The organism is Acinetobacter sp. GWC1_38_13 (assembly GCF_001767535.1).
In the GTDB taxonomy this organism is placed as follows: Bacteria; Pseudomonadota; Gammaproteobacteria; order Pseudomonadales; family Moraxellaceae; genus Acinetobacter; species Acinetobacter junii.
Genome location: NZ_MELG01000021.1, coordinates 1 through 23564, shown reverse-complemented (window position 1 = coordinate 23564; position 23564 = coordinate 1). Strand labels below are relative to the sequence as shown.

The 23564-nt window shown below is 37.4% G+C and carries 19 protein-coding genes and 3 pseudogenes; 4 read left to right on the top strand and 18 right to left on the bottom strand.

Translation table 11 applies throughout. The features are described 5' to 3' along the window. Positions 1-93: 93 nt before the first annotated feature. Together exaC and A2003_RS01995 are read left to right on the top strand one after the other, a co-directional pair. The gene (gene exaC / locus A2003_RS02000; RefSeq protein WP_004911212.1) at positions 94-1605 is read left to right on the top strand and encodes an acetaldehyde dehydrogenase ExaC; all 1512 of its coding nucleotides are present in this window, start codon (positions 94-96) and stop codon (positions 1603-1605) included. Positions 1606-1861: 256 nt separating this feature from the next. Next, on the top strand, positions 1862-2737 hold the full coding sequence (locus A2003_RS01995; protein ID WP_039047300.1) for a bile acid:sodium symporter family protein: 876 nt from the start codon (positions 1862-1864) through the stop codon (positions 2735-2737). A 62-nt stretch (positions 2738-2799) separates the two neighbouring features. Here the strand turns inward: A2003_RS01995 and A2003_RS01990 are convergent, their stop codons facing one another. The 18 genes and pseudogenes from A2003_RS01990 to pyrG form a co-directional block, all read right to left on the bottom strand. After that, positions 2800-3801, bottom strand: a complete 1002-nt coding sequence (locus tag A2003_RS01990) for a 2-dehydropantoate 2-reductase (RefSeq protein WP_039047299.1) — start codon at positions 3799-3801, stop codon at positions 2800-2802. A 149-nt stretch (positions 3802-3950) separates the two neighbouring features. After that, positions 3951-4829, bottom strand: coding sequence for a glyoxalase III HchA (gene hchA, locus A2003_RS01985; protein ID WP_039047298.1), 879 nt, complete (start codon positions 4827-4829; stop codon positions 3951-3953). Positions 4830-4935: 106 nt separating this feature from the next. After that, positions 4936-5940 carry an NAD(P)H-quinone oxidoreductase gene (locus A2003_RS01980; protein ID WP_039047297.1) on the bottom strand — a complete coding sequence of 335 codons (1005 nt, stop codon included), beginning with the start codon at positions 5938-5940 and terminating at the stop codon, positions 4936-4938. A 7-nt stretch (positions 5941-5947) separates the two neighbouring features. Continuing rightward, positions 5948-6824, bottom strand: a pseudogene (locus tag A2003_RS01975) (AraC family transcriptional regulator). 159 nt (positions 6825-6983) lie between these two features. Next, positions 6984-7291, bottom strand: a pseudogene (locus tag A2003_RS01970) (hypothetical protein). Positions 7292-7322: 31 nt separating this feature from the next. Next, positions 7323-8015 carry a GntR family transcriptional regulator gene (locus A2003_RS01965; RefSeq protein ID WP_039047296.1) on the bottom strand — a complete coding sequence of 231 codons (693 nt, stop codon included), beginning with the start codon at positions 8013-8015 and terminating at the stop codon, positions 7323-7325. A gap of 6 nt (positions 8016-8021) precedes the next feature. Continuing rightward, positions 8022-11627: an urea carboxylase gene (gene uca / locus A2003_RS01960; protein ID WP_286686736.1), complete on the bottom strand. Its 3606-nt coding sequence runs from the start codon at positions 11625-11627 to the stop codon at positions 8022-8024. 16 nt (positions 11628-11643) lie between these two features. After that, on the bottom strand, positions 11644-13470 hold the full coding sequence (atzF, locus tag A2003_RS01955) for an allophanate hydrolase (RefSeq protein ID WP_286686735.1): 1827 nt from the start codon (positions 13468-13470) through the stop codon (positions 11644-11646). A 399-nt stretch (positions 13471-13869) separates the two neighbouring features. Further along, positions 13870-14460: a uracil-DNA glycosylase family protein gene (locus tag A2003_RS01950; RefSeq protein ID WP_005402594.1), complete on the bottom strand. Its 591-nt coding sequence runs from the start codon at positions 14458-14460 to the stop codon at positions 13870-13872. A gap of 129 nt (positions 14461-14589) precedes the next feature. Further along, positions 14590-15462, bottom strand: coding sequence for an MBL fold metallo-hydrolase (locus tag A2003_RS01945; RefSeq protein ID WP_039047293.1), 873 nt, complete (start codon positions 15460-15462; stop codon positions 14590-14592). 14 nt (positions 15463-15476) lie between these two features. Continuing rightward, on the bottom strand, positions 15477-15887 hold the full coding sequence (locus A2003_RS01940) for a DUF6691 family protein (protein ID WP_004911272.1): 411 nt from the start codon (positions 15885-15887) through the stop codon (positions 15477-15479). Next, the gene (locus A2003_RS01935; protein ID WP_286686734.1) at positions 15884-16303 is read right to left on the bottom strand and encodes a YeeE/YedE family protein; all 420 of its coding nucleotides are present in this window, start codon (positions 16301-16303) and stop codon (positions 15884-15886) included. The genes A2003_RS01940 and A2003_RS01935 overlap by 4 nt, the downstream gene beginning before the upstream one ends. Before the next feature lie 571 nt (positions 16304-16874). Next, positions 16875-17348, bottom strand: a complete 474-nt coding sequence (locus tag A2003_RS01930) for a DUF6438 domain-containing protein (RefSeq protein WP_039047291.1) — start codon at positions 17346-17348, stop codon at positions 16875-16877. Between the two features lie 118 nt (positions 17349-17466). After that, on the bottom strand, positions 17467-18171 hold the full coding sequence (gene ispD / locus A2003_RS01925; protein ID WP_039047290.1) for a 2-C-methyl-D-erythritol 4-phosphate cytidylyltransferase: 705 nt from the start codon (positions 18169-18171) through the stop codon (positions 17467-17469). Beyond that, a complete protein-coding gene (ftsB, locus tag A2003_RS01920; RefSeq protein ID WP_004911282.1) occupies positions 18155-18526 on the bottom strand; it encodes a cell division protein FtsB in 372 nt (123 codons plus the stop codon). The genes ispD and ftsB overlap by 17 nt, the downstream gene beginning before the upstream one ends. A 10-nt stretch (positions 18527-18536) precedes the next feature. After that, positions 18537-19826 (bottom strand): phosphopyruvate hydratase, encoded by a 1290-nt coding sequence (gene eno, locus A2003_RS01915; protein ID WP_004911285.1) that lies wholly within the window; start codon positions 19824-19826, stop codon positions 18537-18539. A 45-nt stretch (positions 19827-19871) separates the two neighbouring features. Next, the gene (kdsA, locus tag A2003_RS01910) at positions 19872-20729 is read right to left on the bottom strand and encodes a 3-deoxy-8-phosphooctulonate synthase (protein WP_004954227.1); all 858 of its coding nucleotides are present in this window, start codon (positions 20727-20729) and stop codon (positions 19872-19874) included. A gap of 32 nt (positions 20730-20761) precedes the next feature. After that, on the bottom strand, positions 20762-22399 hold the full coding sequence (gene pyrG / locus A2003_RS01905) for a CTP synthase (protein ID WP_039047289.1): 1638 nt from the start codon (positions 22397-22399) through the stop codon (positions 20762-20764). Positions 22400-22765: 366 nt separating this feature from the next. Between pyrG and A2003_RS01900 the strand changes: the two genes are divergently transcribed. After that, positions 22766-23209, top strand: coding sequence for an outer membrane protein assembly factor BamD (locus A2003_RS01900; RefSeq protein ID WP_004911292.1), 444 nt, complete (start codon positions 22766-22768; stop codon positions 23207-23209). A gap of 230 nt (positions 23210-23439) precedes the next feature. Then, a pseudogene (locus A2003_RS01895) lies at positions 23440-23535 on the top strand (metal-dependent hydrolase); the annotation flags it as partial. Between the last annotated feature and the right edge of the window lie 29 nt (positions 23536-23564).

Here is a 23564-nt window from a genome sequence, read left to right as displayed (position 1 = left end):
CTTCGCACTTATATCCTAAAGAAATAACGTACAAAAGTACCTTATACCAAAGCTGTAGATCGTTAAATCAATTATAAGCAAAGGAATTTATATATGCGTTACATCGATCCTAACCAACCTGGTTCAAAAGTCCAATTTAAATCTCAATATGAGAACTTTATTGGCGGTCAATGGGTAGCTCCTGTAAGAGGAGAATACTTCGATAATGTTTCACCTGTCGATGGCAAAGTGTTTACAAAGATCCCTCGTTCTTCAGTTGAAGACATTGAACTTGCTCTCGATGCAGCACATAAAGCAAAAGCTGAATGGAATAAAAGCTCTGCTACAACGCGTTCAAATATTTTATTAAAAATAGCGGATCGTATGGAACAAAACCTTGAGTTTCTTGCAGTTGCAGAAACTTGGGACAATGGTAAACCAGTACGTGAAACTTTAGCCGCGGACATCCCGTTAGCGATAGATCACTTCCGCTATTTTGCTGGATGTATTCGTGCACAAGAAGGCGGAATTTCAGAGATTGATGAAGATACGATTGCCTACCACTTTCACGAGCCTTTAGGCGTTGTAGGTCAAATCATTCCTTGGAACTTTCCGATTTTGATGGCGGCTTGGAAACTCGCACCAGCACTCGCGGCGGGTAACTGTATTGTTTTAAAACCAGCAGAACAGACACCTGTGGGTATTTTACTGGTCTTAGAACTTATCCAAGACATACTTCCACCAGGTGTTCTCAACGTTGTTAATGGTTTTGGTGCTGAAGTGGGTCGACCATTAGCAACTAGTCCCCGTATTGCGAAGATTGCATTTACTGGTTCTACTCAAGTCGGTCAGCTCATCATGCAATATGCAACTGAGAATATTATTCCAGTCACCTTGGAGCTTGGGGGTAAATCACCAAATGTCTTCTTTGAAGATGTGATGGACAAAGATGATGATTATCTTGATAAAGCGCTAGAAGGCTTTGCAATGTTTGCATTGAATCAAGGTGAAGTATGTACTTGTCCTTCTCGTGCCTTAATTCAAGAAAGTATCGCAGATAAGTTTTTAGAAAAAGCAATCGAGCGAGTTAAACGAATTAAGTTGGGTCATCCATTAGATACTGAAACCATGGTTGGCGCTCAGGCTTCCTTAGAACAGCAAGAGAAAATCCTACGTTGTATCAGCACAGGTCGCGAGGAAGGTGCTGAAGTACTTGTAGGTGGTGGTGCTCGTCAAGAAGTTGGTGAAGGTTTCTATATTGAACCGACGGTGTTCAAAGGACACAACAGTATGCAAATTTTCCAAGAAGAAATTTTTGGACCTGTATTGTCAGTGACCACTTTCAAAGATTTTGATGAAGCAATCAAAATTGCCAATGAAACCATTTATGGCCTAGGAGCTGGAGTTTGGTCACGTTCTGCACACACTTCATACCGTGCAGGTCGTGCAATAGAAGCGGGTCGTGTATGGACAAATTGTTATCACATTTACCCTGCTCATGCAGCGTTTGGTGGTTACAAAAAATCAGGTATTGGTCGTGAAAACCATCGCATGATGTTAGACCATTACCAACAAACCAAGAACCTATTGGTGAGCTACTCAACTAAACCAGCGGGTTTCTTTTAAAATTTAAAAAAGCTTATTTATCTCGATAAGTCAGTTTAAAGTAAAGGCAAGTACACGAGTTGTACTTGCCTTTTTAGTTATTAGAAATTCACATAAAAATATCAATTGTCGTGTAGTTGACAGATTTTCAAATAAATATATGTTTAAAGTGCTAGATCGAAACTTAGATCATCTTTGATTTGTACGCGATGATGGTCACTTTTAAAACGATATCAATTATTTATCAAAATAAAATTCATTTAGGAAAGCACGGTTTATGGATTCAGGATTGATCACAATATTTTTACCTATTGCCTTAGCCATCGTTATGGCAGGTATGGGGCTAGAACTAACACTTAAAGACTTTGCGCGAGTCAGCAAACACCCTAAAGCTGTTTTAATTGCATTGTTCTGCCAACTCATTTTATTAGTAGGGATAGCGTTTTTCATTTGTAAAATACTTGCTTTACCACCGCTTTTAGCAGTCGGTTTGATGCTATTGGCTGCATCACCTGGCGGTACGACAGCCAATTTATTTAGCTATTTATATAAAGGTGATATTGCACTTAATATTACTTTAACTGCTATTAACGCTATTATCGCAGCGGTGTTCCTACCCTTAATTGTAAATTTTTCGATTCTACATTTTATGAATGAAGGACAGCAAGTCGGTCTGCAATTTACTAAGGTTTTACAAGTTTTTCTGATTATTTTAGTGCCTGTATGCATCGGAATGATTATTCGTCATTATGCACCGCATGTTGCTGAAAAACTGAATCCTCCTGTACGAATCTTTGCCGTGGTTTTTCTGCTGATTATCATTCTAGGCGCAATTATCAAAGAGCGAAGCAACTTGGTAGATTATTTGGGACAGATTGGTTTAGCAACCGCACTATTCTGTGCTATTAGTTTAATGGTTGGATATTTCGTGCCACGAATGTTAGGCATTAGTTCATATCAAGCACGTGCATGTGCATTTGAGATCGGGATTCATAACAGCACTTTAGCCATGACGATTGCTCTCACCATTATGGCAAGTACCACCATCGCGATGCCTGCCGCGGTATATTCCATTTTCATGTATATCTTCGCGACTATATTCGGCGTATTAATTACGAAATTTGCCCCTCAAGATGCTGTAAAAACAGTCTAATCTAAGATTTTTATCAAAAAAGCGTATAGTGATGCTATACGCTTTTTTTATGCATAATCGAATCACAATTGTGTTAACTGTGCTTTAAGTTTTGATCCAGACCATACTTTCGGTTCTGATTCTGCCTGTTTGACTAGCTCAATTAATTTTTGGTTAATTGGTGCTGTAAGATTCAACTGTCTAGCTAAATTAACAACCTCACCATTAATCCAATCGATTTCAGTTTTTCTTCCAACCATTAAATCATCAGCCATCGAAGAACGCGCAAGTGGATCAATCGCGAGCATTTTCTTACTGATAATCTTAAATATAGGATTGGGTAGTTTTAAAATTTTAGGAATAAATTGTGCTGGAATTGGAGTCAGTTTTGCTGGTTTGATTTTGGCTATTTTTAATAGATTTAAGGTTTCTAATTGAGCAAGTGCCAAACACTGACGATATTCTCGAATAGATAATTCTTGTTTCAGTGGAAGTTGGGATAACGCATTGATTGAATTATTTAAGTTCAATAATAATTTTGCCCATTGTACAGCTTGCATATCTTGTTCTAACTGAAATTCTAGCTTTGCTTTTTGAAATGCAAGCACGAGTTCAGCTAATTGCTCATGGCTTTTTACATACAATGCACCATCTGTTCCTTGATGGAAACGACCATTCCCCAAAGCTGCGACATTAAAAGGTAACATTCCTTCGAGTATAATGTGGTCTGTTAAAATTCTTTTTAGAATTCCAACATTACTTAAGCCATTTTGAAAACTAATAATAATGGTCTTTTTCTTTAAAATATCTTTTAATTCAAGGGCTACTTGTTCAGTAGATGTTGATTTTACGCAAACAAAGACAATATCAGCATGAGCTACTACATTGGGATCAATGCTCATTTGTAATTGATTTACAGAAATAGTTTGCTTAAATCCTGTGTAATCGGAAACAGTTAAACCGTAAGTTTGAAGTTCTTGCTGAACTCTAGGACGAACAATAAAATCTATGTCATAGTCAGCAGCAACCAATCTACCGCCAAGATAGCATCCAATACTGCCTGCACCATAAATACATATTTTCATTGATGATCTCTAACTATTTAATTATATCTTGCTACTTTTCTAACATAATCAAGATTGCGGACATGATTTGTCAGCTAGCTTACAGGTTTTATATTTTTCTCAAGAAAAAGCCCAATATAAGATTGGGCTTTAAACTCATAAAAAAAAGATTATGCGTTAAGACTTGGATCAGCTAATAAAGTTTCAGCAGCAAGTTTCCCCAAATTATTAGAGGCTAAGGGACTATCACCCGTTAACAGTTTTCGATCTTGATGAACTTGCCCTGTGATTCCCTTATTTAGGATTTCCACACCAAGCTTTTCAAGATTTTCGCCGACGAGCCACGGCAATTGTCCAGGCATATATCCAATATCAATATTGGCACCTTTATCTAATGAATCTGGGAAAACACAGACTTGATAGCCTTTAAAAATATAATCATTTGGGCTTTCACCAACTGCGGCTGCTAATAAAGAAGCTGGACCATGACATAAAGTAATAACATATTTGTCATGATCTACTGCCCATTTTAATAAAGCCTTAACTTCTTTACTTTCGGGGATTTTAGCCAAAACCCCATGTCCACCTGGTATAAAAATACCAGCATAAGGTGAGTCACTGCTTAAAGCCTGATCTAAAATATCTGCCAATTTAAGTGGAGATTTCAGTTGTTTTTCGTACTTGTGATAGGTATCCAAAACCACTTGCTCTTCTTTTGGCATTGCCCACATTTCCAGTTTAACTGGATTACCTGAAAGTGTTGCAACGTCAAAGGCAAAACCAGCATTATCCAAATGGAACATCGGTAACAACATCTCTACTGGATGATTTCCTGTAGAAAAGAACTTGTTATTTTGCATCAGAATATAGCGTTCATCCGTTGCAATCATGAGGATCTTTTTATCGCCTTGATATGGATTTGGATATGTAGTTCCGTCATAGTCAGTTTTAGGAGCCGTATACTGACTTAGAGAATAAGGTGATGGAAAAAAAGCATTATCTTCAGCTAAATCTGGAGTTGGGTTACGATCATCTGTATTTGTTGTCATGTTCAAATTCCTCGTAGGATATGTTTGATTTACATATTGCTTTTCCAAGTGATCATTCTCAAGCTTGATGTATAAATAGGCATAGAATGAATACGATTAGGCAAAATTACGATTTAATTTCGAGTACGACTTTTCCAATATGTTCACTGCTTTCCAAACATTGGTGTGCTGCAGCAACCTCTTCAAAAGCAAAAGTCTTATAAATAATCGGTTTACATTGACCTGTTTCGATTAGTGGCCAAACAAACTGCTCCAATTCTTGGGTAATTTTTGCTTTTTCATCATTGGTGCGAGCACGCATCGTTGAGCCAGTCACCACAGCGCGTTTGAGCATGAGTTCTTGAATATCAAAGCCATCTACTTTTCGACCGCCCATAAATCCGATAATTACCAGTCGCCCATCTCTTTTTAGCAATCTCAGATTCTGATTAAAGTAAGCAGCACCGATAATATCTAAGATCACATCTACACCTTGCTGATCTGTGAGTGATAAGATTTCTTGTTCAAAATTTTGTGTCTTGTAATTAATAACCGTCGAAATTGAGCTTAATTTTTCTACTTTTTCTTCACTTCCCACTGTGGAAAAAGTTTGAATACCCATCGCATGACATAAGCTCAACGCTGTAGAACCAATTCCACTCGCTCCTCCATGAATTAACACGGTTTCATTCTTTTTTAACTGTCCGATCTGAAATAGATTTGCCCATACTGTGAAATAAGTTTCTGGAATAGCTGCTGCTTCAATAAAGCTCAGATTTTTTGGAATCACTAAAGTTTGATTTGCTGGGACAGCACAGTATTCTGCATATCCTCCACCGTTAGTCAGCGCGCAGACTTTATCACCGACTTTAAATTTTTCTACTTTTGAACCAATTTTTGAAATGATGCCAGCAACTTCCAATCCTGGAATTTGCGTTACACCTTTCGGCATCGGATACAACCCTTGTCTTTGCAAAATATCAGGGCGATTGATGCCTGTGGCATGGACTTCAATTAGTACTTCATCTTCTTTAATCTCAGGTTTCTTACCTTGTACAACTTTTAGAACTTCAGGACCGCCAGCTTGAGTAATTTCGATACATTTCATTTGTTCACTACTATTTTGATTCATGATTTACTCATTCCTTATCTATATTTACTTCAGTTTGATTAGGAGAAAAACCAAACTGCTTTTTAAACTCTCGACTAAATTGAGATGAGCTTTGATAACCAACAGCATAAGCTGCTTGAGCAACGCTTTGGTTTTCGTTTTGCAACATTTGTTTTGCCTTATGCAACCGCGTGACTTTGAGATACTGCAAAGGTGAATGTAATGTGACTTGTTTGAATGCTTTATGAAACGCAGAAATACTCATATTGGCTTGCTCAGCAAGCATTTCCACTGTTAATTTCTCTGTAAAATGATGTTGAATATATTCACAAATCTTATAAATCTGTCGTAAATTGCCTTGAACTACTAATCCTGTTAAAGCATCTGCACCCGAATGTTGAATCACTCGATACAATAACTCTCGTTTAATTTGTTCACCTAAAATCAAGCAGTCTTGTTCTGAACCTAAAGTTTTTAATAGTCGTATCAATACATTCGAAATGGTTTGATCATATTGAATTACACTCATGCCTGTGGTGAGGGGTTTAAATTGCTCATCTTCAAAATATGTTTTTGCCAACAACTCATTTACCGTATCCGCCTCTAGTTTCATGCTGACTGCAATCATAGGCAATTCAGGACTCGCTACCGTATCACAATCAAATGGCATAGACACGGAGACGATAAGGCATTCGCCTTGCTGAAATGCATAGGTTTCAGTTCCGATATAACCACGTTTACTGCCTTGTAAAACAAAAAACTAAGGTCGGTTCTTGCAATACGGCTAATGGTGGTGTGTTGTGATCTACACGCATCAAAGTGATGCCATCTATTGACGTAGCAAAGAAGCCTTCTTTAGCAACAAGTTTTAAAAACAGTGAGCTAAGTATTTGGTTATTCATCATGTGTCATCTGATGATTCTAAATTTGATCTTTATTATTAAATAGAAAATTCAGGAAAGATGTTAGTTTTATGCAGGATTAGGCATAGAAAATAGAGTTTTGTGAAGTTCATTTAAACATGTGATATAGATTTATAAAAATGAGCTAGCAAAAACTAAATATTATTTATTATCAGAAAAAACAATAGCTAAGAAAAATAATAGTGTTATAAAAACACCCACGCCTAAACTAACCATAATTATTTCTAGATTCATAAACTCCATCAATATACCATGTTTTCCCCATGCACCATCAAAGCCATGATTTTCAGATTTCCTACCTAATCCTCCAATGATACAAAACCCTATACTAGAAATAAAAAAATACTTAAGGAAGCCTTCCATAGTTTAAAAAGTTTGAGAAATGAAATTAAACTCATTCCAAGTATAGTCACAATTGAAGCTACAACGGCATAATGCCAGTTATCCATAAAAATCCTTATTGCTCACCATACTCTAATCTTAATAAAACTGACTCGAATCCAACATCTGTAAAGTAATTTTTTTCACTTCATCACGACTTTGCATAATATGTGCTTCAATCGCTTGAATGGCTTCATCTACTTTACGATTAAAAATATAACCTAGTATTTTCTGATGCTCCTGATAGGTCGCTTCAACGCGATAATCTTTTGAGAAGTCTAAACGACGGATAATACGAATTCGTTCACTCAAATCACGATGAATTCTCGCCATTTCATTATTTCCAGAGGCACGAACTAAAGCACAATGGAAATCTTCATCTTGTTGTGACAGTTGTTTAATGTCTTTTAGGTATTGATGAGGTTCAATCAACCATAAATCTTTTAAAAGAGATAATTCAACCGAATTTTGATGATCCATCTGACAAAGTTTACGAATCGAATCTTTTTCTAATACGATCCTCACATCATAAAGTTCTTCATAATATCGAAAATTGAGCGGTCGGATTTGCCAACCGCTACGGAAACTCACATCAACATAACCCTCTTGTTGCAAACGATATAATGCTTGTCGGATTGGGGTACGACTTACATCATAAGCTTTTGCAACTTCGGATTCAGTGAAACGTTCACCTGGCATCAGCTTAAAATCAAAGATATCATTCTTGATGCGTTGGTAAACCAGTTCAGACAAATTGTCTGAGCTTTTTGTTGTTATTTTTATTTCTTTCATTCCACCCTATTCCATATACACCAATGGTTCACCACTATGTACGGTTTGCCCTGCTCTACAAATAATGGCTTTTACAATGCCATCTTCTTCTGCATAAACAGGAAGTTCCATTTTCATTGCTTCAATAATAGCAACAGTTTCACCTTTTTTAACCTCTTGACCATGCTCAACAAAAATTTTCCAGATATTACCTGTCATCGATGCATTTAATGATGCTAAATGACTGTAATCAGCATGGTTATTTTCTTGAATCTGTTCTTCAGGCTGAGCAGCAAACTCCTCTTTCCAGCGATCCACTTCAGTTGTGAATGCTTGTTGTTGCTTAACTTTAAACTCGGCAATACTTTTAGCTTCATTCTCTAGGAATTTTACATAATCCGCATAATCGAACTCTGTTTCTTCAATCTTGATCTCAGCACGACCATTTTCAAAGTCAGCGCGCCATTGATTCAGTTCTTCTTCTGTCACCTCAAAATATTTAATTTGATCAAAGAATTGTAAGAACCATTGTTTATCACCAAATTGTTTGTTTTTCTTAAACTTGTTCCAAATTGGCAAAGTACGCCCAATCAATTGATAGCCGCCTGGTGAATCCATGCCGTAGATACACATGTACATACCACCAATCCCAACCGTTCCCTCTGCGGTAAAGGTACGTGCTGGATTATATTTTGAACTGAGTAAACGATGGCGTGGATCAATTGGCACAGCACATGGTGCAGTTAAATACACATCACCCAAGCCGAGAATTAAATAGTTTGCATCAAAAATAATATCTTTGACTTCATTTCGATCTGCTAAGCCATTAATGCGTTGGATAAAGTCAACGTTATTTGGCAACCATGGTGCTTTAGAGCAAACACTTTCTTGATAGCGTTCAACAGCGCCTAAAGTGGCACTGTCTTCAAATGCCATCGGCAAATGTACGATCCGAGATGGGATTTTTAATTGGCTCAAATCACCCATTTCTTCTTCAAGTTGAAGTAATTGAGCAATCAATTGTGATTGTGGAATCACTAAGCCATCGTATTTAATCTGTAGTGAACGAACACCTGGTGACAGTTCCAATACGCCCGCAATTTTTGCATCACGGATCATTTGAATCAGTTGATGCACACGTAACCGTAAAGCTAAATCTAAAACATTTTCGCCGTATTCTAAGAGAATATAACTATCACCTGCTTGACGATACACTGTTTTTGGCGACAATTCCGTTGGTTCACGTTGTGCCAAAATCGTACTGACAACTTCTTGAATTGGCTCAATCGTTTCTACAACTTTACTTGCTTCCGCAAAGTTTTGGATATTTTCAATTTGCTGACGTTCAAGTTCATTGGCTTGTTCAACACTAATAGGATAGAAACGAATTTTATCATCGGCTTTAAGCTGTCCCACTTTCCAAAGTTCTGCTTTGGCGATCGTTACAGGACAAACGAAACCGCCTAAACTTGGACCATCTTTTGCCAAAATCACAGGGAAATCACCTGTGAAGTTAATTGCACCGATCGCATATTCACAGTCATGGACATTTGATGGATGTAAACCTGCTTCACCACCATTTTCTCGTGCCCAGCTTGGCGTTGGTCCTGATAAACGCACGCCTAAACGATTTGAGTTAAAGTGTACTGTCCATTCCGAAGCAAAAAATTCTTCTACATATTCAGGTTTAAAGAAATCTGGTGCACCATGCGGCCCATATAACACCGCAATTTCCCATTCATTACTATATTCAGGAATCAAGTCAGACGACAATGCTTGAGGTTCATCATGAGCAAGTGGCAATTCTGCACTAGCAAATGCTGGATCAACCATTTTAATCATGTCACCGACACGTAAGGTACGACCTGCATGACCACCAAAATTACCAAGCGCAAAAGTAGAACGACTGCCTAAATATACAGGGACATCCAAACCATTTCGAACCGCTAAATATGTACGGCAACCTGATTCTACTTGACCGATTTTTAGAATTTGTCCTGCTTTAACTTCTACAGGCTTCCAAAAATCAATTTCCTGATCATCTAACAACGCAGTACAGCTTGCTCCCGCCAAAGCAATAATCGTATTTGTGTGAAACTTTAATGTTGGTCCAACTAAGGTAAACTCGAAACCTGCGGCTTTAGCATCATTCCCAACAATACGATTGGCAAGCTGAAATGCATAATCATCCATTGGACCAGATGGCGGAACACCAATATCCCAGTAGCCTGTACGACCTGGATAATCTTGAATTGAACTCAAAGTCCCTGCTTGAACCACTTCAATCACGTTTGGCGTGTAATTGAAATCATCCAACATTCTTGTCCAAACTTGCATAGATTCAAAACGCTGATCTGAAACGATAGCACGTGCGTAATCTAAGTTTGTGCTGATGCCATTCAATCGAGTTTCAGCCAAAACGGTTTTTAATTTTTCAATCGCACTAGCACGATCATCAGCATGCACAATGATCTTGGCAATCATTGGGTCGAAGTATTGAGAAATCTCTGTGCCTGTTTTAACCCAAGTATCAACACGTGTTCCCTTTGGAAAGGCGACTTCAGTCAACACGCCGGGACTTGGTTGGAAATTTTTTACAGGATCTTCGGCATAAACACGAACCTCAATCGCTGCACCTTTCGGCTGAATATTGCTGAGATATGCCCAATCAAGTTCATCACCAGCAGCAACTTTGAGCATGCATTCAATTAAGTCTAGACCTGTCACCATTTCAGTGACTGGATGCTCAACTTGTAAACGTGTATTCACTTCAAGAAAATAAAACTCATCTCGATTGGCATCGTAGATAAACTCAACCGTTCCTGCACTACGATAATTAACGGATTTACCTAATTCCACTGCTGCCTGATGCAGCTTTTTACGTGTAGCTTCAGGTAAATTCGCCGCAGGCGTTTCCTCTACCACTTTTTGGTTACGACGTTGCAAAGAGCAATCACGCTCACCGAATGCAACAACTTGCCCTTTTCCATCACCAAAAATTTGTACTTCAACATGACGAGCCTTATCAATAAAGCATTCAATAAATACGCCTGCATCCTTAAAGAATTGTTCGCCCAAACGTTTTACACTTTCATATGCATCGGTTAACGCTTGTGGCGAATCACAACGAGTCAAACCAATACCACCACCGCCAGCAGTACTTTTCAACATAATTGGATAGCCAATACGATCTGCGGCAATCAGTGCTTCTTCTAAGCTATCCAACAATCCAGTTCCCGGTGTCATTGGTACATTGGCAGCAGCAGCTAATTCACGAGCACGATGCTTTAGACCAAATTCTAGAATTTGCTCAGCCGTTGGTCCCATGAAAGCAATATTATTTTCTTCGCAAGCACGAGCAAAATCTGCACTTTCAGAAAGAAAGCCATACCCAGGAAAGATTGCTTCTGCGCCAGTTTGTTTAGCTGCCTGAATCAATTTTTCGATACTCAAATAAGTATCGGCTGGTTTTAAACCCTCTAATCCAATCGCAATATCAGCATCTTCGACATGTTGCGCATAACGATCACTATCCGAATACACAGCAACACTGGTTATACCTAATTTTTTAAGTGTGCGAATCGCTCGAACAGCAATTTCACCACGGTTTGCAATAAGTACAGTTTTAAACATGATGATTTCCCCCCAATTAATTCGCTGTGTTTGCTGCTTGGCTGTTACGATGCTGGATATAGGCTCTCCATCCACCAAAATGACTAATATTCTCTGCATCATCTATGCCATAAGGCTCACAGATAAATCCTTTCACCCAACGTCCATCTTCTAACTCGACATTACCCATGCCTAAAGGTGTCGGAATTTCAGCCACAAATTCACCAAATCGAGCAGTTGGGACATCCCACAATTCAACAATTATGCTTTGACCATCTTCTTGACGTGCTAAGCCTGGTTTAGGCGGAATCGTGCCGTTTAAGGCATACAGCGCATAGTTTTTAGAGGTCGTTGTGGTTTCGATATGTACGGCATCACGTGTGGTGAGCTGAAAATTTAGCGGCATACCTGTCAAATGAGCACCGACGACTGCAACGCGAATATGATGTTGTGAAATAGGTGTAGAAGAACTTAAAGGCAGAGCTTTATCCAATGCCCCTAATTTCAGTGCAAGATAGTTTTGCCAAGCTTTGCCAAAATGAACTAATGCTGCATCATGCCAAGCTGGCGCAATTAGAGTGATCCCAAATGGTAAATGGTCAGCCCTAAATCCTGCTGGTAAAGCTAAAGCGCTCAAATCTGCCAAGTTGGTAAAGTTAGTGTAGATTCCTAAATGAGCGTTATATTCAATCGGATTTTGTTCAAGCTGCTCAATGGTATAAATTGTAGGTGCAGTTGGAACAATTAAGGCATCAAAGTCAGCCAATCTTTGTTGGATTTTTCGAGCTAAATCTTGTTTTAAATATTCTGCATTGTAGGCATCCACCGCTGAATATTTTTCACCGTTTTTAATAATTTCTAATACCGTTGGATCAAATGCATCAGGATTGGTTTTCAGTAAATATTCAACGGCTGCGGTACGTTCTGCCACCCATGAACCTTGATATAGTTGCGCTGCCAGCTGCTCAAAATCTGAAAAATCAATTCTAGTAATTTCAGCATTTAATGATTCAAGCAATTGAATTGTTTGCTGAAATGCTTTTTCTGATTGCTCATCCCCAAAGAAATTTAGTTTTTCTGGAATGGCAAATTTTAATTTGCTAGAGAAATGCACTGGAACATTCTTTGGATGCTTACGTGAATAACTATCCAACGGATCATATGCTTCTAAAATATTTGCAACTAAGTCTGCATCTGCAACAGTTAAAGCAAAGATCGAAATACAATCTAGACTTTTACATGCAGGCAATAAACCACGATTTGAAAATCGCCCTTTGGTTGGTTTTAGCCCAACAATATTGTTAAATGCCGCTGGTACACGTCCAGAACCTGCGGTATCTGTGCCTAATGCAAATGGGACAAATCCACGAGCAACCACACTTGCTGAACCAGAACTTGAGCCACCACTGACATATTTAGAGTTAAATGTATTTGCAACAATACCAAAAGGTGAACGCGTTCCCACTAAACCCGTTGCAAACTGATCAAGATTAGTTTTACCAACTACGATTGCACCCGCTTGCTTCAACAAACGCACTGTTTCGGCATCTTGTACTGCAATTGTATTTAATGCCTTACAAGCTGCGGTAGTTACAAACCCTGCAACATCAATATTATCTTTAACTGCAAACGGAACGCCGTAGAGTGGAAATTGTTTTGCTAAACTCTCAGCTTCTTTAGTTAATTCATTGAGAAATTGAATTTGCTGTTCAATCTGTTCTACGGTCGCAATTGAAATCCACGCATTATCTTGAGGATCAATTGATGCAACTAAATCTTTTAAAGTATCAAGTTGGATTTCATTTTTTGAATAAGCTGTTTGCCACTCTGAAATTGTCCAACCTAAAGTTTTTATCTCATGCATTTTATGAATCCCATCTTGTATACAAGTTTGGATAAATAAATGCAGAAAGTGTGCCAGTTTATTTTTTAAATAAAATTCAATTAATTAACTTATTCACCATGAAATTTTAAACTTGTAGATTAACTAATGGTGCTAAAAAGGCTTTGTTTTAATGCGCTTGCGCCACAATTCAGCAAGATGCGATTTTATTTAAGAGCTTAAGCTTAGTTTTAGAGCAGAGTTTTTCTAGCATTTTGCAATTTGAGAAATGAAAGCTATGAATTTGATCATTGTCAGCTTAGCTTTGAGCAGAACAAAAATCTTGATCGTTAGAACTCTATATTTTAGGTATTTTTTGATATGTGGCTTTGAGAGGCTTCATAATGTAGCTTTGATGGTGCAAAAGCACTCTGTATTTAACTAAACCAAGCCAATTTCTTCAAAAAATAGCTTATATGCTTCTGCCTTCTTATCTAGAGCTAAAGGATAAGCACGTGACGATGAAGGTAAACGATATAAACTTAACTCTCGCTCCATATAGTTTACTTGCACAGATTGTCCAATCATCGGTTTAATGGGGTTCTCAGGAAAATGCTGCATCAGTGTATCTGTCGCTTTATCACCAGTCGTCATAATGGTGTGACATGCAGGAATTTGGATGAGTAATTCTGACAAATCTGTAGGCGTGACTATTTCTAGAAATTTATCAGATGCATTACCTTGTAATCTTTTAATTCGAAATGCGGTATCGAATATTCCTACACCAATTTCTATCAAAAATTCACGAATTTTTTGTTCTTTAAAGTTTTTATTTGATAAATCAAGGAAATAGTTTTTATCTTTGAAAAATATTAATCCGAATATTCGCCACATGTCATTTTGATAATTTGGATAGTAAAAATTCATCCTCCATCTGTTTTGAGGAGGAGGAAAGCTTCCCAACATTAGCAACTTAGCATTATATGGTAAGAATGGCTTCAGTGGATGTGTTTCAATTTCAAAAATAGTCATTAAAATCTAACAACATGAAAAATTTAAAACAGTTTAATCAATTATTCTGTATCAAAATAGCTTTCTCATTTCTAATAGAAAATAAACAAGGAAGACAACGTGTATCTTCCTTGTTTATCAATTTTTTTATCAACGTTTAAAAAAATTGAATGGTAACTTTAAATACCGCACACCATTACTTTCTGGTTCTGGAAAACGACCTGCATCCATATTGATTTGTATAGATGGCAGAATCAACTTTGGCATCGCCAAAGTGGCATCACGTGCCTGACGCATCTTTACAAAATCTTGTCGATCGGTATCAGATTTCAAATGAATATTACTGTGTTTCTGTGCAGCAATTGTTGTCTCATAGAAATACTCATTTCTACCTTCAGGCTTATAATCATGGCATAGATAAACACGCGTATCATCAGGTAGTTCATATAACTTTTGAACAGAATCAAAAAGTATATCCGCACTTCCTTTAGGAAAATCACATCTCGCCGTACCATAATCTGGCATGAATAAAGTATCACCAACAAAGACAGAATCACCAATGACATAACTCAAGCACGCTGGCGTGTGTCCAGGCGTTGGAATATTGTAAGCATCTAGATGACCAATCTTAAAATGCTCATCATCTTTAAAGAGATAATCAAAAGTTTGGTGTGAATTAAACATCTTCACATCAAGATTGTATATTGAGCTAAAGGTCTCTTGCACAATACCGATCTTTTCACTCATCGCAATCTTTCCACCCAAATATTCTTTGAGATACTGAGATGCGGTTAAATGATCTGCGTGGACATGTGTTTCTAGTATCCACTCAACCTTTAACTGATGAGTCTTTACGAAATCAATAATTTGATCTGCACTATGAGTTGATGTAGAAGCAGATGCAGCATCATAATCTAGAACACTGTCAATTACGGCACATACTTTAGTTTCTGGGTCAGTCACCACATAACTAAATGTATTTGTATTTTCATCAAAAAATGCTTTGACTTGAGGATGTTGCATCTAATCTCTCCTACTTATCGTTCTGCCCATATGCGATGAATAAAGATACCGAGGAACATTGCTCCGATAAAATACCATGCTTCAGCATAGCCTAACCCGATCAGAGTAATTGCAGGTGCAGGACATACACCAGCTATCCCCCAACCTATACCGAACAGCATCGAACCAACGATCAATTTTTTATCGATCTGTTTATTAGTGGGTAATGAAATTACTTCACCGAATAATGTTTTTGGATTTCGGATCGCTTTTTGGAATGGAATGATGGCAATCGCAATAGCCCCAATCATCACAAACATTAGGCTAATATCCCACTCACCAAAAATGTCTAAAAATCCTAAAACTTTTTCAGGATTTGACATACCTGAGACCATTAGTCCTAGTGCAAATAATCCGCCAAATATGAACGCAAATACATTTTTCATATCGCAACTCCTAAAATATGGCGAATAACGAATACAGTCAGGATTCCAGCTAGCATAAATGTGACCGTTGCAACGATCGAACGCACTGATAAGCGACTCATACCACAGATACCATGACCACTAGTACATCCCGAACCTAATCGCGTGCCAAAACCTACCAAGATACCAGCAATGATTAATCCAATTGGTGAGGATTTAATCACAATCTCAGGTTCAACATATAATTGGTAAATGAAAGGAATGATGAATAAGCCAGACAAGAACCAAAATGCAGGATTATTCAAAAGTGATTTAGGTTGTAAAACCTGCGCAAGCAAGCCACTAATCCCTGCAATACGACCATTTACATACAAATAGCCCACTACTGCAATTCCAAGGATAGCACCGCCAATCAAAGCTAAAATAATGCTAGACATTGTTTTACTCTTTAAAACATTATATGTTTTTATAATATATTATTTTGTATATTTAATGAAGTAATTATTCAAAAACTATACAAATCTTTTTGTACCTTTTTTCAACCATTTTCTATGTGTATTAAATTAAACATATGATTTAATTTAATAATTTATCTCATTTAATTTTTAACAAAAAATAATTTTTTGACCATTGGAAAAAAACTCCAACGCTCTGTTCAATTTTGCGCTTTACAACCTCGTCCTTTTAATTTAAACAACCGTTAGAGCCAAGTTGATGTTATCTAAAGTTAAAAAAACTAAGTAATAATGCTCAGAAAATTTGATATCGTCTTTTCTAGTTTAACTATTATTAGCATAAATAATGGCTAGGTTGTTAACTAAAACATAAAGTTTTTAATCAAGCGATTCTCAGTTTGAGCTAATTTTAATTTATTAATTTTATATGGTTTTTACAGACTAATTCTCTATAGTTTTCTATCTAAGCTGCCGTATACAGTTATACGACAGCTAGTTTTTTTACAATCTAAGAAATTTCTACAAGCGGTATGCTCTTGTCATCAGACAACACTTATACCAGTTCTTCAATTCCTATTAATGTAGGTAACTTATCAATTAATTTGTTTAATTCATCGTTTGCAGGTGAAATACAACCAGTGTAATGACTCAAACGTGTTGTAGTACCATCTGCTTGTTTCCACCAAAAATAAGAACTAGGTTTATCTGTTGCAGTTTGCACACAACCTGTTGTTTTTACATTAGAACCAGTTTCTGGACGATACGTTTTTAATTCACTTTGTAATTTCTTATACACAGCAGGATCTACTTGAAGATCGCGTGTACCAGTCACTTTAGTGTACTGTTTACCCTCGAAATGAACTGTTCCATTAGGTGAAACTTCAACTGAATAAATTGGACATGCACCAAAACATGGGCTTGTTGAATAACGGATCGTTTCTTGAGCTACATTTTGAGATTGCTCAGGTGTTGAAGCACAACCAACTAATGCCAATGTAAAAAAACTTGAAAGTAATAATTTTTTCATTTGTTAATCCGTTGTAAAGTTTAGTCAATAAATTTATCAAATAGTGAAATAGTTGTCATTTATATTGGTGTTACAATCATTAAATTATCAATTTTACTTAGGCTATTTTTATAAAAAATTAATTTATGGCTTGTGATTGCAATATTAAACGAGCGAGTTCTAAATCATCTGGATAAGTGATTTTGATATTATCTGAACGACCTTGTACAACTTGTACGGGTTCATTTATATATTCCAGTGCACTTGCCTCATCAGTAATTACAATTTGATCTTTCAGTGCTGACTCTATTGCATTTTTTAATATGCTTATCTTTGCCACTTGTGGTGTTTGAGCTTGCCACAATAGATCACGACTCACTGTTTTCTCTATTTGATGGTCTTCAACTACTTGTTTTAATGTATCTCGAACAGGTATAGCTAAAATGGAACTCTGATCTGACTCTACAGCAGTAATTATCAATTTTTCGAGACAATCTGTTGTAACGCAAGGGCGTGCTGCGTCATGTACGAGAACCCAATCATTTTCATCTGCAATATTTAATAAATACATCAAAGCATTTAATACCGAATGAACACGCTCAGCTCCCCCCTTACAAAAGTGAAGCCTATCTAAGTGCTCAAAAGCTAATGTCTGGGCAAAGTTATCGCTCTCACCTATAGCGATAACACATCCAGCTAACTGCAAAGTATTGAGCCTGTTGACCGTATGCTCAATTACTGTACGCTGAGCAATATATTGATATTGTTTTAATTCAGATTTTGAAAAACGACTACCTGAGCCTGCTGCTGGTACAACAGCCCATAATTTAGTCTGGATTTTCATTGGTTGGGGCATCTAATTTTGCATTTGGATCGATATAGATCGGTTTGTAATGGGTACTGATCGTACTCATTTGCACAAAGGTCTCATTTGGTTTGATTAAACCTAGATCGAGACGTGCATGTTCTTCAATCGCTTCAGTTCCATTTTTTAAGTCAAAAACTTCAGCCGCTAAAATGCGATTACGCTCTTTTAGCTCTTCATTGATTTCAGCTTGCTGCGTGATTTGTTGAGCTAAAGCTTGATGAGGGAAATATCCTCCCTCACCTAACCAAAATTGGTACTGTAAGCTTGCAATCAGAACGATTGCAAGCAACAGAATCAATTTACTCGAAGTTGATCGAAAGACTTCTAGCATAATTCAGAGATTATTTTAAACCTTTGAATTCAGCTTTACCGCGGTAAGCTGCTTTAGTCAATTCTTCAATACGAAGTAATTGGTTATATTTTGCAACGCGGTCAGAACGGCATAGAGAACCAGTCTTAATTTGACCAGCTGCTGTACCTACTGCCAAATCAGCAATAGTCGAATCTTCTGTTTCACCAGAACGATGTGAAATAACAGTTGAATAGCCATTTGCTTTAGCTAGATAGATAGCATCTAATGTTTCAGTCAAAGTACCGATTTGGTTATATTTGATCAGAATAGAGTTACCTACTTTCTCATCAATACCACGTTGTAAAATCTTAGGGTTTGTTACGAATAAATCGTCACCAACCAATTGGATTTTGTCACCAAGAATTGATGTTAAGTAGCTCCAACCCTCCCAATCAGATTCATCCAAACCATCTTCGATCGAGATGATAGGATATTGATTTGCAAGACCAGCTAAATAATCAGCAAATTGATGGCTTGTGAAAGCACGGTTACCTTCGCCTTCTAAAACGTATTGACCGTTTTTGTAGAACTCAGAAGATGCGCAGTCTAAAGCAAGCATCATGTCAGAACCAGCTTTATAACCAGTTAACTCAATTGCTTGTAAAATAACTTGGATCGCTTCTTCATTAGAGCGCAAGTTAGGTGCAAAACCACCTTCATCACCAACTGCAGTATTTAAACCTTGTTTCTTTAAAACTGATTTTAAAGAATGGAATACTTCAGCACCAGCACGTAACGCTTCAGCAAATGAAGTGAAACCAACTGGCTCAATCATGAACTCTTGAATATCAACAGTGTTATCTGCATGCTCACCACCGTTGAGGATGTTCATCATCGGTACAGGCATAGTCAAAATAGTTTGACCACGAAGGTCTGCGATATATTGGAAAAGAGGAAGTTTCTTTTCTTCAGCAGCAGCACGCGCAGCAGCTAAAGAAACTGCTAAAGTTGCGTTTGCACCTAATTTTTCTTTGTTTTCAGTGCCATCAAGCGCGATCATTGTATTATCAATGTCTTTTTGCTCAAAAACTGATTTACCCAACAAAGCATCACGAATCAATGTGTTAACATTGTTAACTGCTGTACGAACACCTTTACCTAAGTAACGAGATTTATCTCCGTCACGAAGTTCTAAAGCTTCACGAGAACCAGTTGAAGCACCAGATGGTGCACATGCACGACCAACAACCCCAGATTCTAAAATTACGTCTGCTTCGATGGTTGGGTTACCACGAGAGTCCAAAATTTCGCGTGCACGGATGTCAACGATTTGGCTCATGAACAATTCCTCTGTTTAATGAATAAAAAGATGTATTTTCATACATCAATGGGTATCTAACTTTTTGAATCCTTTAACTAAAGTATCCAATTCTTTTAACTGTGCCAAGAATGGCTCTAATTGAGATAAGCGTAATGCACATGGTCCATCACATTTCGCTACTTCAGGCTCTGGATGTGCTTCTAAGAACAAACCAGCTAAACCAGTCGCCATGCCTGCACGTGCTAACGTCGTAATTTGGGCACGACGACCACCAGCTGAATCAGCACGTCCACCAGGTGTTTGCAATGAGTGCGTCACATCAAAGAACACAGGGACATTCATTTCTTTCATGATGTCAAAACCAAGCATATCAACAACTAAGTTGTTATAACCGAATGCTGAACCACGCTCACAAAGAATTAGTTTGTCATTTCCAGCTTCAAGACATTTATGCAAAATATGGCGCATTTCATGTGGAGCTAAGAATTGTGCTTTTTTAATATTGATAATAGCCTGAGTCTTAGCCATCGCCTCAACAAGATCAGTTTGACGACTTAAAAAAGCAGGTAATTGGATGATGTCAGCAACTTCAGCAACTGGAGCTGCTTGATATGGTTCATGTACATCAGTAATGATAGGGACATTAAATTGTTTCTTAATGTCAGCAAGCCATTCAATCCCTTTTTCTAAACCAGGGCCGCGAAAAGAATTCAAACTTGAACGATTCGCTTTGTCAAAGCTCGCTTTGAACACGTAAGGAATATCTAAGCGCTTGCAGATGTCAATATAAGTTTCAGCAATTTCGAAAGCTAAATCTTTTGATTCTAATACGTTCATTCCGCCAAATAATACAAATGGCAAATGATTTGCCATTTGTATATCGCCTAAACGTACAACTTCTTGTGGTTTTAATTGTGACATTTAAACTTTCCCAGTTTATTTAAAGAACTGCATTATTTACCTTGTTGGTGCTGTTTTTTCGCAGCATCAATAAAACCAGCAAATAATGGATGTCCATCACGTGGTGAACTTGTAAATTCTGGGTGGAATTGTACAGCAATAAACCAAGGATGTTCAGGAATTTCTACAGTTTCAACTAAATGTTGTACAGAAGAATAACCTGAAATTTTCATACCAGCTTCTTCAAGCGTAGGAATGAAACGATCATTCATTTCATAACGATGGCGATGACGCTCAGTAATTTCAGCTTTACCATAAACTTCGCGAGTTTTAGTACCTTCAACCAATTCTGACTTTTGAGCACCAAGACGCATTGTTCCGCCTAAGTCTGATTCAAGACTGCGCTGTTGTAATTCGCCACGCTCGTCTAACCATTCTGTAATTAAGCCAATTAATGGATATTTAGTTGAACGATTAAACTCTGTAGAGCTTGCTTCTGGAATACCTGCCACATTGCGAGCATATTCAATTACAGCAAGTTGCATACCTAAACAAATACCCAAGAAAGGTATTTTATTTTCACGTGCATACTGGATCGCACGCATTTTACCTTCAGTACCGCGCTCACCAAAACCACCTGGCACAAGGATCGCATTAGCAGTATTTAAAACACTAATATCTTGTTGTTCAAGATCTTCAGCATTTACATAATCAATCTGAACTTTTACGCGATTTTGGATACCAGCATGTAAAAGTGCTTCATTGACAGATTTATATGCATCTGGCAATTCAACATATTTACCAACCATAGCTACACGTACCGTGTACTCTGGATTGAGTAATGCTTCAACAACATTATCCCAATCTTCAAGATTTGCTTCAGGAAGATCATTAAAACCAAAACGTTCACAAATTAAATCGTCAACATTCTGCTCATAAAAATTACGTGGAATTTGGTAAATTGTTTTCGCATCTTTACAAACAACAACTGCACGCGCTTCTACGTTAGTGAAAAGAGCAATTTTACGTTTAGTATCAGCATCAACATCATATTCAGTACGACAGATTAAAATGTCTGGTTGAATACCAATTGAAAGTAATTCTTTAACTGAGTGTTGAGTAGGCTTTGTTTTTAACTCAGCAGCTGATTTGATATACGGCAACAAAGTCAAATGCATGAGCATTGTACGTTTATGACCCAACTCAACCATAAGTTGACGAACCGACTCCATAAATGGAAGTGATTCGATATCACCAACAGTTCCGCCAATTTCTACAATAGCAACGTCGTAACCTTCACCTGCACGAAGAACACGTTCTTTGATATTGTCAGTAATATGCGGAATTACTTGAACTGTACCGCCTAAGTAATCACCACGACGTTCTTTATTCAAAACATCTTGATAAACACGACCACTTGTAAAGTTGTTTAATTTGGTCATTTTCGCACGACGTAAGAAACGTTCGTAATAGCCCAAATCTAAGTCAGTTTCAGCACCATCCTCTGTGACGAAAACCTCACCGTGCTGGAATGGACTCATGGTACCTGGATCGACATTAATGTATGGATCCATTTTCACCATAGTGACTTTTAAGCCACGGGCTTCCAAAAGTGCAGCAACAGAAGCAGCAGAAATACCTTTACCTAGTGATGAAACTACACCACCAGTGACAAAAATAAAATGGGTCATTGAGTTTCTCGTACAATCGAGCCGAAATCGGCCTACAATGTTGTGCAATTTTACTGTACTCTGCCCTAATAAAGCAAAGTCAAACCGCATCAATTCAAAGAACTATAAACAACTGGCTATTCTATCAGCATTTTCGATAAAAATTTATCGGAATTGTGGATATTTCATACATAAATTCTTTTTGCATGGCTGACAGCAATCATTTTCAAGTTTAGATTATGATTTTTTAGTTTTATCACTTTAAAAATTAGTATGGATGGTGCAAGCAACTATAAAATATCAACAAAGCTGTTTGATGTAAGTGATTTATTCTTTTAATTTGCTGATATAATTCCCCCTGTCCTTTTTTAATATGTTGTTTTAACAATGGCGAATAAAAAACTTTTACTTTGTGCAGCGATTGCTACTGGTCTTTTATTAACTGCGTGCGTCAAAAAAGAAGAGCCTAAAAACGAAGATCAGCAAGAACAAACTGCTGAAACTGAAACGAGTCAAGCACAAACTGAGCCTAAGAACAGTGAGTTTGAAACGCTTGAAAGCGTAGATAATCAAGAAACTACAGCTCCTGTTACCGAAACTATTCGTGAAGAAACTCCAAATACAACAACTGAAGTTCGTCGTGAGATTCGCCCTGCTGAAACAACTACTAGCAGCCAAACTCAAACTTCTACAACAGAACAACCTAAACCGACTCAAACTGAACCAAAACCAGTAAAGACGGAACCACAAAAGCCAGCTACTCCAGCTCAATCTGAAGAAGATGCTGTTGCAGCAGCAATTGCGGCTGCTACACCTGCGCTTAATAATTAAGTTATCTTATGAATACCCAAATCAAAATTATGGTTTGGGTATTTAATTCATAAAAAATTTTATCTTCTTTTATCCTTTTACTCTAGAGCACATGTCAGAAACGATTATCTATCTATCAGTTAGGGACAATATTATCTATCTTCTTCAAAATTAATTGACAGGAAAAGAATATAGAACTAGCTTCTACTCCATAAGTTCTATTTTAGAACTAATAATAAATGGAGTAAATAATGAAAACTAACTCAACCCGTTTACCTGCCTCATTTCCTTTACGTCGCATGGATTACAATTTCGAAAATACACCTAAATACTGGTGTGCTAATGATCGGTAATCCCCCCTAAAAAAAATAGGATC

What these genes read in the sequence shown, in the direction of transcription:
- A2003_RS01945 (WP_039047293.1), bottom strand. Translation starts at nt 15,462, where the DNA reads ATGCAACATCCTCAAGTCAAAGCATTTTTTGATGAAAATACAAATACA.
- ftsB (WP_004911282.1), bottom strand. Translation starts at nt 18,526, where the DNA reads ATGCTAGAAGTCTTTCGATCAACTTCGAGTAAATTGATTCTGTTGCTT.
- hchA (WP_039047298.1), bottom strand. Translation starts at nt 4,829, where the DNA reads ATGACAACAAATACAGATGATCGTAACCCAACTCCAGATTTAGCTGAA.
- A2003_RS01935 (WP_286686734.1), bottom strand. Translation starts at nt 16,303, where the DNA reads ATGTCTAGCATTATTTTAGCTTTGATTGGCGGTGCTATCCTTGGAATT.
- A2003_RS01900 (WP_004911292.1), top strand. Translation starts at nt 22,766, where the DNA reads ATGGCGAATAAAAAACTTTTACTTTGTGCAGCGATTGCTACTGGTCTT.
- A2003_RS01940 (WP_004911272.1), bottom strand. Translation starts at nt 15,887, where the DNA reads ATGAAAAATGTATTTGCGTTCATATTTGGCGGATTATTTGCACTAGGA.
- uca (WP_286686736.1), bottom strand. Translation starts at nt 11,627, where the DNA reads ATGTTTAAAACTGTACTTATTGCAAACCGTGGTGAAATTGCTGTTCGA.
- A2003_RS01995 (WP_039047300.1), top strand. Translation starts at nt 1,862, where the DNA reads ATGGATTCAGGATTGATCACAATATTTTTACCTATTGCCTTAGCCATC.
- kdsA (WP_004954227.1), bottom strand. Translation starts at nt 20,729, where the DNA reads ATGTCACAATTAAAACCACAAGAAGTTGTACGTTTAGGCGATATACAA.
- A2003_RS01950 (WP_005402594.1), bottom strand. Translation starts at nt 14,460, where the DNA reads ATGACTATTTTTGAAATTGAAACACATCCACTGAAGCCATTCTTACCA.
- atzF (WP_286686735.1), bottom strand. Translation starts at nt 13,470, where the DNA reads ATGCATGAGATAAAAACTTTAGGTTGGACAATTTCAGAGTGGCAAACA.
- A2003_RS01980 (WP_039047297.1), bottom strand. Translation starts at nt 5,940, where the DNA reads ATGAATCAAAATAGTAGTGAACAAATGAAATGTATCGAAATTACTCAA.
- exaC (WP_004911212.1), top strand. Translation starts at nt 94, where the DNA reads ATGCGTTACATCGATCCTAACCAACCTGGTTCAAAAGTCCAATTTAAA.
- A2003_RS01990 (WP_039047299.1), bottom strand. Translation starts at nt 3,801, where the DNA reads ATGAAAATATGTATTTATGGTGCAGGCAGTATTGGATGCTATCTTGGC.
- A2003_RS01965 (WP_039047296.1), bottom strand. Translation starts at nt 8,015, where the DNA reads ATGAAAGAAATAAAAATAACAACAAAAAGCTCAGACAATTTGTCTGAA.
- pyrG (WP_039047289.1), bottom strand. Translation starts at nt 22,399, where the DNA reads ATGACCCATTTTATTTTTGTCACTGGTGGTGTAGTTTCATCACTAGGT.
- ispD (WP_039047290.1), bottom strand. Translation starts at nt 18,171, where the DNA reads ATGAAAATCCAGACTAAATTATGGGCTGTTGTACCAGCAGCAGGCTCA.
- eno (WP_004911285.1), bottom strand. Translation starts at nt 19,826, where the DNA reads ATGAGCCAAATCGTTGACATCCGTGCACGCGAAATTTTGGACTCTCGT.
- A2003_RS01930 (WP_039047291.1), bottom strand. Translation starts at nt 17,348, where the DNA reads ATGAAAAAATTATTACTTTCAAGTTTTTTTACATTGGCATTAGTTGGT.